The following is an 11,681-nucleotide window of genomic DNA, read 5'->3' as shown; positions in this document are numbered from 1 at the left end:
GACGCCTCGCCCTCGACCCCGAAGCGACCGCAGCACTGAGGGCAAGCATGGCCCAGGTGTAACGGCCGGCAGCAACGGGCCGGGCCCGGGACGGCGGAGACGCCGTCCCGGGCCCGGCCCGTTGCTGTTGTATCAGCTGCGTGCGGTGTCAGCTGTGTGGGGAGTCAGCCGGCGGTTCCTCCGAGCCGGACACTGATCTCGGACGCCGCACGCCGGCAGGCGGCCCGCAGCGAGTCGAGGACGTCCCCGGTGACGCGGTAGCGCGGGGCAGCGATCATAACCGCGGCGACGACCGTGCCCCGGTGGTCGCGCACCGGGGCCGCGACGCCGACTTCGTCCGGGCTCGTTTCGCCGTAGTTCACGGCGCTGCCGGCCTCGCGGACGGCAGCCAGGCGCTCCTGGTACGACGCGGCGTCACCGGTCCCGGCCTCGAACTTGATGGTGCCTCCAGCCACGCGTTCGGCGACGCCGGCAGGGTCCTCGTAGGCCAGGAAGACCTGCACGGACGCGCTCAGCCCGGTGGCGTAGCGGCTGCCCATGGGCGAGGTGTGCTTGACCTGGCGCGGGCTCGCAAGCTGCTCGACGGAGATCGATTCGGCCCCGTCCCAAACGGTCAGGGCGACCGTCTCCTGGGTGGACTCACGCAACTCCTCCAGGACGGGATAGGCGACCTGGCGGACATCGAGGTTCGCCAGCAGCGGGCCGGCCACGGCAATCAGCCCCAGGCCCAGCCGGTACTTGCGGCTGGGCCCGTCACGCTCAACGATCCGCTCCTGCTCGAGGGTGGCCAGGATGCGGGAAACCGAGGACTTGTGCAGCCCCACCCGGGCGGCGATCTCGGTCACCCCTTGCAGGGGCTGCTCCACGGTGAAGCAGCGCAGCACCTCGATGACATTGACGATCACCGACGCGCCCCGCGATTCCGTGGCGCTGCCTGCCGACGTCTCGACGGCCATCGGTGCTCCCTTCCGTTGTGCTGGGTTTCCTTGTGTCCCGCGCCCCGTTGATTCCGAGGTTGTTGCCCCTGAGGATATCCTGCCCAATCCACCCCGAACCCTGCCGCCTTAAACCCAGCCGCCCTGCCCCAAGACGGGTGTCCGGGGCAGGGCGGCTGGGGTCCGGGGTGGCCTAGCGGTGCCGCAGCGGCTTGTGGCTGGTTTCCGCCGACAGGCCGACCGCCACCAGCGAGACGACGGCGGCCGCCATCAGGTACCAGCCGGGTGCCAGGTCGCTTCCGGTCGACGCGATGAGCATGGTCGCCACGAGCGGCGCGGTGCCTCCGAAGAGGGCGTTGGAGAGGTTGAAGCTGACGGCGAACCCGGAGTAGCGGACCTTGGTCGGGAACATCTCGGCAAGGAAGCTGGGCAGCGTGCCGTCATTGAGGGTCAGCATGGCGCCCAGGAGGATCTGCACCAGGACGATCAGCAGGAAGTTGCCGGTGCCCAGCAGGGCGAACGCCGGAACGGTGAGCACGATGAACAGGACGGACGCGGTGATCAGGATCTTCTTGCGGCCGTACCGGTCGGACAGCATGCCGGTGAGGAAGATGAACCCGATGTACGTCGCCAAGGCAACCGTGGTGGCCATAAAGGACAGCGTTTCGTCGAGGCCGATCTCCTGGGACAGGTACGTGGGCATGTAGCTGAGGATGACGTAGAAGCCGACGGCGTTGAGCAGGACCGCGCCGGCCGCCTGCAGCAGCTGCCGCCAGTAGGTGCGGAACAGGTCGCCAAGGGGGGCCTTGGCCGCCGCGGCGTCCTCTTCCTCGGCGAGTTCCCGGAAGGCGGGCGTGTCCTCGAGCTTGGTCCGGATATAGCGCCCGATCAGGCCCATGGGTGCCGCGAGCAGGAACGGCAGCCGCCAGCCCCAGTCGTGCATCTGCGTGGAGTCGAGCAGGCCGGTGAGCAGGGCCGCGAGGAGCGAGCCCAGCAGCAGCCCGGTGGCGGTGCTGGCCGGAACGACGGCGGCGTACAGGCCGCGCCGGTTGGCCGGGGCGTACTCGACTAGGAAGGCGGAGGCGCCGGCGTATTCGCCGGAGGCGGAGAAGCCCTGGACCACCCGCATGACCAGGAGCAGCACCGGAGCCCAGATACCGATCGTGGCGTAGCCCGGGATGAGCGCAATGCAGAACGTGGCCATCGACATCAGCAGGATCGACCAGGACAGCGCCGTGCGCCGCCCGATCCGGTCGCCGAGGTGGCCCCAGACGAACCCGCCGAGGGGCCGGACCAGGAAGGAGATCGCAAACAGGGCGAACGTGAGCATCAGGCCGGTCTTGGGATCCGATTCGGGGAAGAACACGGCGGTGATCGTCACCGCCAGGTAGCCGTAGACGGCGTAGTCGAACCACTCGACGAAGTTGCCGATGAAGCTGGCCGCAACGACGCGGGTCCGCGTCTGCTTGTCCACGCCGGCCGTGATTGCGGGCTGCGGCACTCCGGCCTGCAGCGATGAAGCTTGGGGATCTGACATTGGTTACCACCATCTTGAGGAGTCGCACCGGGTACGACGTGCTTGCATCAATTGGTTGTGTTGCAAAGATCGCTTCAGGGCCTTCCGGGTCCTTTTTTTGAACGCCTCGTGGGAGCCGTCCGCCGGCAGGCAAGAAAATGGCAGCGGGGCACCCACGGAAGCCGTGGGTGCCCCGCTGCCAAGCGTCGACGGCTAGGCGTCGATGATGTTGTGCTCCGGGCCGAAGCCGAACTTGGTGATGTTCTCGGCCCCGTCCTCGCCCACGACGAGGATGTCGTGCTCGCGGTAGCCGCCGGCACCCGGCTGGCCGTCCGCAACCGTGATCATCGGCTCCATCGAGACGACCATTCCCGGCTCGAGCACGGTGTCGATGTCCTCGCGCAGCTCCAGGCCCGCCTCGCGGCCGTAGTAGTGGGACAGGACGCCGAAGGAGTGCCCGTAGCCGAAGGTGCGGTTGGCCAGCAGGCCGTGTCCGATGAAGATCTCGTTGAGCTCGGCGGCGATGTCCTTGCAGACGGCGCCGGGCTTGATCAGTTCCAGGCCGCGGCGGTGGACCTCGACGTTGATGTTCCACAGCTCCAGGCTGCGCTCGTCCGGCTGGCCCAGGAACATGGTGCGCTCCAGGGCGGTGTAGTAGCCGGAGGTCATCGGGAAGCAGTTCAGCGAGAGGATGTCGCCGCGCTGCAGCTTGCGGGTGGTCGCCCAGTTGTGGGCGCCGTCGGTGTTGAGGCCGGACTGGAACCACACCCAGGTGTCGCGGACCTCGCGGTCGGGGAAGGTGCGGGCGATCTCGTGGACCATGGCCTCGGTGCCGATGAGGGCGACCTCGTACTCGCTGATGCCCTCGCGGATCGCGGCCTTGATGGCCTCGCCGCCGAGGTCGCCGATGCGGGCGCCGTGCTTGATGACCTCGATTTCCTCGGCCGACTTGATCATGCGCTGGCGCATGGCCTCCTGGGAGATGTCCAGCAGCTGCGCGCCGTCGAACGCGGCCTGGATGCGCTGGCGGGTCATCAGCGGCAGGGCGTCGTCCTCGACGCCGAGGCGGCGGGCCTTGACGCCGCGCTGGCGCAGGGCCTCCTGCAGGCCGAAGTAGAAGTTGTCCCGCCGCCAGTCGGTGTAGACGATGTTCTCGCCGTAGCTGGTGCGCCACGGCATGCCGGCGTCGATGTTGGCGGTGACGGTGACCGAGTCGTCGGCGGTGACGACCAGGGCGTAGTTGCGGCCGAACGTGGTGTACAGGAAGTCCGAGTAGTACTTGATGCCGTGGTAGCTGGTCAGGATCACGGCGTCGAGGTCCTTGGCCGCCATGATGCTGCGCAGCCCGGACAGGCGGCGCTCGAACTCGGCGTCGGAGAAGGTCAGCGGCTGCTTGGTGCCGTTGTGCAGGACCTTGAGGCGCTCCAGCTCGGCGACGGAGTTCGGGTTCGCTGCAATGCTCATTGGTTTTCCCTTTCTAGCTACGCCTCGGGCGCGTTGGTTTGGCGTGGAAGGTTGTTGTGTTCGTGCCGCTGTGTGTGCGGCCGGATCCGGCGGGGAGTGCCACCAAACCAAGATCCGAGTTTCGGGATCCTCTTGTGGGATCCGACTTGCCCTTCAAGAGTTGCATTCTTTGCAACCCTGTTGCATCAGTATGGTCGAGTGACGGCCGCCACGTCAAGGCATGCCCGCCGTCACATTTGCCGCCGCTTCGGGTGGGGTCGGGCCCGCACGGAATCCCGCACGCTGGCCCGCACGCACGGAGGGTGGCGACCCCGATGGGTCGCCACCCTCCGTGCGTGGTGTCACCTCCGCGGCGTCATTGCCGCGGCGTCACAGGCCCCATGTCACAGGCGGACGGCGTCCGGCAGCGACAGCTCCGCCGCCGTGTCGGCCGCGATGTCGGCGACCACCTGCTCGTAGAGCAGCCGGCCCTTGGCAGCATCCGCACCCTGGGGCGAGGAGAGGCATCCGGACTCCGGGGTCCGCGACGCGACCACGGGCAGCCGGTCGAAGCGCGGCAGGCGGGCCGGCGGGCCGGACGGGCTGCGGTCCAAATCGACCCGGGCGGGCTCGAGGTGCAGCATCAGCGAGGTTTCCAGCACCCCGCCATGCTCGATCTCCCACCCGGGGAAGCCCTCGGGGTAGACCTTGGCCAGGGTCTCGTCGGTGACGAAGTCCCAGTAGGAGAGCAGGAGGACGGAGCGGTCCGCATCGGAACCGATGCCGCACTCCTCCAGGGCGAGGTCGATCCCCTCGTAGAGGAACTGGTAGTTCTCGTAGTGCCCGTTGACGAAGACCAGGTGCCGGAACCCCTGGCGCAGGTACGACTTGACCAGGTCGCGGGCCTGGGCCGTCAGGGAGGCCCCGGCCAGGCTGGTGGTGCCGACCAGGTGGTCCCCGCCGCCGGACTTCTGCTGCGACTTGTACCCGTAGGCGATCGCCGGTGCGACCACGGCCCCGATCCGTTCGGCAACCCCCTGGCAGATCCGCCCGGACAGCAGCGTGTCGGTGCCCAGGGGCAGGTGCGGTCCGTGCTGTTCCAGCGATCCGACCGGGACCATCGCCACCCCGGATCCGGTGGCCAAGTAGTCGCGCAGGGTGAAGGCGTCGATGTCTTCGAGTCGCACGGCGTTGTTCATGGTGCTTTCCTCTCCGCCCGCAGGGCGTGGGGTCGTGGGATGGGGACTGGCTAGGCGAGCGGTGCCGGCGTCGTCTCCGGCTCGGTTTCGGGCGCGGCGCCCGGACCGAGGTCGATCGCCTCCTGCCGGCGCTCGGCCTCCTGCTGCTGGCGCAGGGCGTCCTCGTCGCAGATTCCGGCCTTCAGGCCCAGCGGGACGCCCGCCTCGATGCGGGTGCGGAAGCGCCGGTACCCGAGGGCGAAGTACACGCCGCCGGAGGTTACGGTGCCGGCCAGCCAGGAGAAGTCGATCCCGCCCACGGCGGTGGCGATCGGGCCCTGGAGGGCGGGGACCGAGCCGTACATGCACATCCAGGTCATCAGGATGCCCGCGAAGAAGGCGATCATCGCGGCCGGGTTGACGGCCTTCAGCGTCGTCTTCGACGGCGACAGGAACAGGTAGGAGTAGTCCTTGTGGCGCCGCTCGAAGATGAAGTAGTGCACGGCCATGATGCCGCCCCAGGTCGCCACCCAGGCGGCGATCGCGATGATCCAGTTGTGCAGGATGTGGGCGAAGTCGGTGGCGAAGAGGAACGCGATGACCGCGCCCATCGAGAGGCAGCCGACGATGATGGAGATCTTCTTGCGCGAGACCTTGATGTCCAGGGACTGCACCGCCACGCCGAAGGTGTAGAGGTTGATGATGTTGGTGGCGATGGGGCCGTGGATGACCAGCAGGATGACCGGGATGGCCATAACGCCGAAGCTGGAGACGATCAGCTGGCCCGGGTCGGCGTGGCCGTTGCGGGTGGCGAGGCTGGCGCCGAGCACGCCGAGCCAGACCACGGGGAGGAACTGGCCGAGCACGCTGACCGCATACAGCCTGGACGGACGCACGGTGCGGGAGACGAAGCGCGAGTAGTCGGGGGCGTAGGTGAACCAGCCGATGCCCCAGCCGATGCCGATCGCGGTCATGATCGAGGACATCGCGGCGATGCGGGGCATCCCGGTGAGCACCTCGCCGACCGGGCCCTGATAGCCCCAGTCGATGTCCAACTGCGTCCAGGCGACGATCGACATAACGATCAGCACCAGCACGGTCGGCGGCATGGTGATCCGCTCGAAGCGTGCGATCGCCCGGTAGCCGCGGTAGCAGATGGCGACCTGGATGGACATGATCACGGCGGCGGTGCCGATCTTCCACCCCATGTTGGCCTCTGCCGGGTCGACCCACCCGATCATGCCCAGCAGGGCCATGATCAGGTCCAGGATCACCCAGGTGTTGACGGCGGACCAGCCGATGGCGATCGTGGCCTGGATGGCCGCGGGCAGGTAGGCGCCGCGCCGGCCGAAGGCCCCGCGGGCCAGCAGCATGCCGGTGGCTCCGGTCCGCTGGCCCAGCAGCACGAAGAAGCCGAAGCCGAGCATGCCGATGACGTTGCCCAGGATCAGGACGGTCAGGGTGTCGGCCAGCCCGAGGCCCAGCTGGATGCCCAGCGCCCCGAGAATCCAGTTGATCGGGGCGACGTTGGCGCCGGCCCAGATCCAGAACTGCCCCGACAGCTTCCGGGTGCGGTTCGCTTCCGGGATGGGCTGTAGCTCGTCCTCAATTTCGCCGTGGCCCGGCGATTGCTGCAAGCTCATGTGTCGTCTCGATTCTTGAGGAAAAAGGTGACACATCAAGCGTAGGAGTGATACAGGTCACCGGATATATGCTATTCGTCTACACCCAACGCCTTATGGGGCGACAAAATGTCAGGAGATTCCATGCCCACCTTGGCCGCGGCGTTGCGCTTCCCCTCATTGGCGGGGGCTGCCCCGGTGGTCCGGACGGCCCCGGAGGGCGGGCTGGAGCGCGACGTCCGCTGGATCCACTCCAGCGAGGTACTCGCCATCGCCCCACTCCTGCGCGGCGGAGAGGTCCTGCTCACGGGCGGAATGGCGCTGCTGGCGCTCGCCGATGCGGAGCGCCGGGAATACGTGCGGAGCCTGGCCGCCCGCGACGTGGCGGCACTGGCCGTGGAAATGACGGACTGGGACGAGCCGGAGGTGGAGGCCCTGACGGAGGCCGCCGCCGAGGCCGGCCTCACCCTGGTGGAACTGAGGCGCGTCGTCCGGTTCGTGGACGTCGCCGAGGAGATCAACAGCGCCATCGTCAACCGGCAGGCGCGCATCCAGTCCGTCGTCGACGGCATTTCCCGCAGCATCGCCGAACACATCGCCGGGCGGGGTCCCCAGCTGGACGCCATCGTCCGCCTCGCCGCCGAGTCCCTCGAGGCCCGCGTCACACTCACGGCGACCGATGGCGCCCGCGAGGAAGCGGCCGGGAGCGCCGGCGATCCCGCCGGGCCGGCGCCACGTTCCGCCGAGGCCGACATCGCCGTCGGCGGACACGTGGTCGCCCACCTGCTCATCGAGTCGCGCGCGGCCGGCAACGATCTCCTGTCGGCGGCGGCCAGTCGCCTGTCCGAGGTCCTGGCCCTGGCCCTGGCCCAGTCCTTCCGGCCCTCGCCGGACCAGATCGCCGAGGGCCGCTTGATGCAGGCGGTGATTGACGGCGCCCCGCGCAAGTCAGTGGGCAGGCTCTGGGCCGGGACCACCCTCCCGCCCGGCCCCGCCTGCGTGGTGCTCCTCGTGCCGCTGGGCTCGACGACGGCGCACGAGGCCGTGCTGCGGCGCACCGTCCCCCGCGCCGCGGGCGCCGTGTGGGGCCGCGGCCGCGCGGTCCTGGTCCCGCTGGCCAGGCCGGATGCACCGCAGCGCCGGGCGGACCTGGTGGCGGCAGCGGTGGAAGCCGTGGACGGCCTCATGGTCCGCTGCGTCGTCGGACCCCTGGTGTGGGACGGGGCGGAGGCCCACGAGTCCTTCACCGAGGCGCGCACGCTGCTGGACGAAGCCGCCGACCAGCCCGGCGTCGTCGACGTGTCGGCCGAGTTCGGGAACCGCGTCGCCCGCCAGTTGGAGGCGGCCTCCTTTGTCCCCGTCCACGTGCGCTCCGCGCTGGGCATGGTCCACGACTGGGACCGGCGGCACGGGACGCCGCTGGTGGAGACCCTCGCCCGGTGGCTCGACTCCGGCTGCAATGCGACCGCCACCGCGGCGCGGCTGCACATCGAACGCCAGACCCTGCACAAGCGGCTGTCCAAGTCGTTCGAGCTGCTGGGCGGGGACCCGCGGACGACCGGCGACGTGTTCCCGCTCCACGTGGCGGTGCGGGTCGCGCTGCTGGGCTTTTACCTCCCCTAGGGAGCGGCCCCCGGAACCGCCCTACAGGACCGCGCGCACCGCCCGCTCGAAGTGGCGCACGTGCTCGGCCGCGAGCTTCGCCGCGCCCTCGGCGTCCCCGTCCAGGATGGCCTGCAACAGCCCGACGTGCTCGGCGATGTGCTCGGTGATGGCCGGGAGCCGGTCCAGCACCAGGCACCAGATGCGGGTGGCAAGGTTGTCCAGGCGCACCAGGGACTCCTCGAGGTGGCGGTTGCCGGCCGCGCGGTAGATCAGCCGGTGCACCTCCACGTCGTACTCCATCAGTTCGCGGCGGTCGCGGCCCGCGTCGAGGGCCTCGAGGCCCTGCGCGACCTCCTCCAGCTCGGCGCGCACCGCCGGATGGGTGTTCAGCGCCGCCTTGCGCGCCGCCAGCGGCTCCAGCAGCTGGCGTACCTCGGAGATCGCGGCCAGCTCGGTGATGTCCACGATGGTGGCGAACGTGCCGCGCCGCGGGTAGGACACGACCAGGTGATCGGTCTCCAGCCGCTTGAGCGCCTCGCGCAGGGGCGTGCGCCCGAAGCCCAGCTCCGCCGCCAGCTGCCCCTCGTTCAGCGGATCGCCCGGGGCGATGTCCAACATGATGAGCCTGTCCCGCAGGGTCCGGTACGCCTGCTCGGCCAGCGAGAGCCCGCTCGACGCGATCTCGGTCTGAATCCCCATGCCTCCTCCGATCCGCCCCCGTTCGCCGGGGGTCTTGACGGTGTGTGAACCCCATCATACTCTTGATCTCACATTGATATATCAGTGGTCGACAAAAGATCAACGAGGAGGAAACCCATGACGCAGATCGCCGTGAGCGCCACCGGAACACCGGCCGAACTGGCCGCTCCCCTGGCCGAGCTGGATCCCGAGGTTGCGGCGCACATCGACGCCGAACTCGCCCGTCAGCGCGATGGGCTGGAGATGATCGCCTCGGAGAACCACACCGCGGCCGCCGTCATGCAGGCCCAGGGCTCCGTCCTGACCAACAAGTACGCCGAGGGCTACCCGGGCAAGCGCTACTACGGCGGCTGCGAGCACGTGGACGCCATCGAAACGCTCGCGATCGAGCGCGTCAAGGCCCTCTTCGGTGCGGAGTTCGCCAACGTGCAGCCGCACTCCGGCGCCCAGGCGAACGCTTCGGTCATGCACGCCCTCATCAAGCCCGGCGACACGGTGCTCGGGTTGAACCTGGCCCACGGCGGCCACCTGACCCACGGCATGAAGATCAACTTCTCCGGCCGCCTCTACAACATCGTCCCCTACGGCGTGGACGAGGTGAACCACACCGTGGACATGGACGAGGTCGAGCGGCTGGCCCGCGAGCACCGTCCGCAGCTGATCATCGCCGGCTGGTCCGCCTACCCGCGGCAGCTGGACTTCGCCCGCTTCCGCGCGATCGCGGACGAGGTCGGAGCCTACTTCATGGTGGACATGGCGCACTTCGCCGGCCTGGTTGCCACCGGCCTGCACCCCTCCCCGGTCCCGCACGCCCACGTGGTCACCTCCACCACCCACAAGACCCTCGCCGGTCCGCGCGGCGGCATCATCCTGAGCAACGACGCCGACATCGCCAAGAAGATCAACTCCGCCGTCTTCCCCGGCCAGCAGGGCGGCCCGCTGGAGCACGTCATCGCCGGCAAGGCCGTGGCCTTCAAGATCGCCGCGACCGACGGATTCCGCGAGCGCCAGGAACGCACCCTGGCCGGCGCCCGGATCCTGGCCGAACGGCTCTCCCGCCCCGACGTGGCCGCCCGCGGCATCACCGTCCTGACCGGCGGCACGGACGTGCACCTGGTCCTGGTGGACCTGCGCGCCTCCACCCTGGACGGCCAGCAGGGCGAGGACCTGCTCGCCGCCATCGACATCACCATCAACCGCAACGCGGTCCCGTTCGACCCGCGCCCGCCGATGGTCACCTCCGGCCTGCGCATTGGCACCCCCGCCCTGGCCACCCGCGGCTTCGGCGAAGAGGCCTTCACCGAGGTCGCCGACATCATCGCCGAGGCCCTCATCGCCGGCACCACCGAAGGCGTCGCCGACCCGGAGACCCTGTCCGCCCTCAAGGCCCGCGTCGAGGCGCTCGCCGCGGCCCACCCCCTCTACCCGAACCTCGCCCCGATGGGAGCCCAGTAATGGCCGATCTGCTGCCCGAGCACCCGGATTTCCTCTGGCACAACCCGGACCCGAAGCCCTCCTACGACGCCGTCATCGTCGGCGGCGGCGGGCACGGCCTGGCCACCGCCTACTACCTGGCCAAGAACCACGGCCTGACCAACATCGCCGTGCTGGAGCGCGGCTGGCTGGCCGGCGGCAACATGGCCCGCAACACCACGATCATCCGCTCCAACTACCTGTGGGACGAGTCCGCAGGGATCTACGAGCACTCGCTGAAGCTGTGGGAGCAGCTGCCGGAGGAGCTGGAGTACGACTTCCTCTTCTCCCAGCGCGGCGTGATGAACCTGGCGCACACCCTCGGGGACGTGCGCGAGAGCATGCGCCGGGTCAACGCCAACGTCCTCAACGGGGTCGACGCCGAGTGGCTCACCCCGGAGCAGGTCAAGGAACTGTGCCCGATCATCAACATCGGCGACGACATCCGCTACCCCGTGATGGGCGCGACCTACCAGCCGCGCGCCGGCATCGCCAAGCACGACCACGTCGCCTGGGCCTTCGCCCGCAAGTGCGACGAGATGGGCGTGGACATCATCCAGAACTGCGAGGTCACCGGGTTCATCAAGGACGGCAACCGGGTGGTGGGCGTGGAAACCAGCCGCGGCCGCATCAACGCCGGCAAGGTGGGCCTGAACGCCGCCGGTCACTCCTCGGTCCTGGCCGACCTCGCCGGGTTCCGGCTGCCGATCCAGTCCCACCCGCTGCAGGCCCTGGTCTCCGAGCTCTTCGAGCCGGTGCACCCCACCGTGGTGATGTCCAACCACGTCCACGTGTACGTGTCCCAGGCCCACAAGGGCGAGCTGGTCATGGGAGCGGGCATCGACTCCTACAACGGCTACGGCCAGCGCGGCGCGTTCCACGTGATCGAGGAGCAGATGGCAGCCGCCGTCGAGCTCTTCCCGATCTTCGCCCGGGCGCACCTGCTGCGCACCTGGGGCGGCATCGTGGACACCACCCTGGACGCCTCCCCGATCGTCTCCACCACCCCGATCGACGAACTCTACGTCAACTGCGGCTGGGGCACCGGCGGTTTCAAGGGCACCCCGGGCGCCGGGTACACCTTCGCCCACACCATCGCCACCGGCGAGGCCCACCCGCTGAACGCGCCGTTCGCGCTGGATCGCTTCGAAACCGGCCACCTCATCGACGAACACGGCGCCGCCGCCGTCGCGCACTAGGAAGGACAGCC

Annotated in this window: 9 protein-coding genes; 3 read left to right on the top strand and 6 right to left on the bottom strand. The window is 69.2% G+C overall.

What is annotated here, in order from left to right:
- Window positions 1-164: 164 nt before the first annotated feature.
- From ABD912_RS22715 to ABD912_RS22695, 5 genes are all read right to left on the bottom strand, one after another.
- Window positions 165-956 (bottom strand): IclR family transcriptional regulator, encoded by a 792-nt coding sequence (locus ABD912_RS22715; protein WP_345154635.1) that lies wholly within the window; start codon window positions 954-956, stop codon window positions 165-167.
- A 172-nt stretch (window positions 957-1,128) separates the two neighbouring features.
- Window positions 1,129-2,472, bottom strand: a complete 1,344-nt coding sequence (locus ABD912_RS22710) for an MFS transporter (protein WP_345154634.1) — start codon at window positions 2,470-2,472, stop codon at window positions 1,129-1,131.
- Window positions 2,473-2,664: 192 nt separating this feature from the next.
- Window positions 2,665-3,915, bottom strand: coding sequence for a M24 family metallopeptidase (locus ABD912_RS22705; protein WP_345154632.1), 1,251 nt, complete (start codon window positions 3,913-3,915; stop codon window positions 2,665-2,667).
- A gap of 383 nt (window positions 3,916-4,298) precedes the next feature.
- Window positions 4,299-5,093 (bottom strand): creatininase, encoded by a 795-nt coding sequence (locus ABD912_RS22700; protein WP_345154631.1) that lies wholly within the window; start codon window positions 5,091-5,093, stop codon window positions 4,299-4,301.
- A gap of 50 nt (window positions 5,094-5,143) precedes the next feature.
- Window positions 5,144-6,715 carry a purine-cytosine permease family protein gene (locus tag ABD912_RS22695; RefSeq protein ID WP_345154629.1) on the bottom strand — a complete coding sequence of 524 codons (1,572 nt, stop codon included), beginning with the start codon at window positions 6,713-6,715 and terminating at the stop codon, window positions 5,144-5,146.
- A gap of 123 nt (window positions 6,716-6,838) precedes the next feature.
- Here ABD912_RS22695 and ABD912_RS22690 point away from each other — a divergent pair, with 123 nt between their 5' ends.
- On the top strand, window positions 6,839-8,317 hold the full coding sequence (locus tag ABD912_RS22690) for a PucR family transcriptional regulator (protein ID WP_345154626.1): 1,479 nt from the start codon (window positions 6,839-6,841) through the stop codon (window positions 8,315-8,317).
- Between the two features lie 21 nt (window positions 8,318-8,338).
- Here ABD912_RS22690 and ABD912_RS22685 read toward each other — a convergent pair whose 3' ends face one another.
- Window positions 8,339-8,998 (bottom strand): GntR family transcriptional regulator, encoded by a 660-nt coding sequence (locus tag ABD912_RS22685; RefSeq protein ID WP_345154624.1) that lies wholly within the window; start codon window positions 8,996-8,998, stop codon window positions 8,339-8,341.
- 117 nt (window positions 8,999-9,115) lie between these two features.
- Here ABD912_RS22685 and glyA point away from each other — a divergent pair, with 117 nt between their 5' ends.
- Together glyA and ABD912_RS22675 are read left to right on the top strand one after the other, a co-directional pair.
- Entirely contained in the window at window positions 9,116-10,453 is a 1,338-nt protein-coding gene (gene glyA, locus ABD912_RS22680) for a serine hydroxymethyltransferase (protein ID WP_345154621.1), read from the top strand.
- Window positions 10,453-11,670 carry a sarcosine oxidase subunit beta family protein gene (locus ABD912_RS22675; protein ID WP_345154619.1) on the top strand — a complete coding sequence of 406 codons (1,218 nt, stop codon included), beginning with the start codon at window positions 10,453-10,455 and terminating at the stop codon, window positions 11,668-11,670. Before glyA ends, ABD912_RS22675 begins: the two co-directional genes overlap by 1 nt.
- The last annotated feature ends 11 nt before the right edge of the window (window positions 11,671-11,681 follow it).

It is taken from the genome of Arthrobacter ginkgonis (assembly GCF_039540195.1).
Classification (GTDB): domain Bacteria; phylum Actinomycetota; class Actinomycetes; order Actinomycetales; family Micrococcaceae; genus Zafaria; species Zafaria ginkgonis.
This window is presented reverse-complemented; position numbering and strand designations above follow the sequence as displayed.

Excerpts from the sequence above, each read along its gene's own strand:
- ABD912_RS22690 (WP_345154626.1), top strand. The coding sequence starts at position 6,839 with ATGCCCACCTTGGCCGCGGCGTTGCGCTTCCCCTCATTGGCGGGGGCT.
- ABD912_RS22685 (WP_345154624.1), bottom strand. The coding sequence starts at position 8,998 with ATGGGGATTCAGACCGAGATCGCGTCGAGCGGGCTCTCGCTGGCCGAG.
- ABD912_RS22700 (WP_345154631.1), bottom strand. The coding sequence starts at position 5,093 with ATGAACAACGCCGTGCGACTCGAAGACATCGACGCCTTCACCCTGCGC.
- ABD912_RS22675 (WP_345154619.1), top strand. The coding sequence starts at position 10,453 with ATGGCCGATCTGCTGCCCGAGCACCCGGATTTCCTCTGGCACAACCCG.
- ABD912_RS22705 (WP_345154632.1), bottom strand. The coding sequence starts at position 3,915 with ATGAGCATTGCAGCGAACCCGAACTCCGTCGCCGAGCTGGAGCGCCTC.
- ABD912_RS22710 (WP_345154634.1), bottom strand. The coding sequence starts at position 2,472 with ATGTCAGATCCCCAAGCTTCATCGCTGCAGGCCGGAGTGCCGCAGCCC.
- glyA (WP_345154621.1), top strand. The coding sequence starts at position 9,116 with ATGACGCAGATCGCCGTGAGCGCCACCGGAACACCGGCCGAACTGGCC.
- ABD912_RS22695 (WP_345154629.1), bottom strand. The coding sequence starts at position 6,715 with ATGAGCTTGCAGCAATCGCCGGGCCACGGCGAAATTGAGGACGAGCTA.
- ABD912_RS22715 (WP_345154635.1), bottom strand. The coding sequence starts at position 956 with ATGGCCGTCGAGACGTCGGCAGGCAGCGCCACGGAATCGCGGGGCGCG.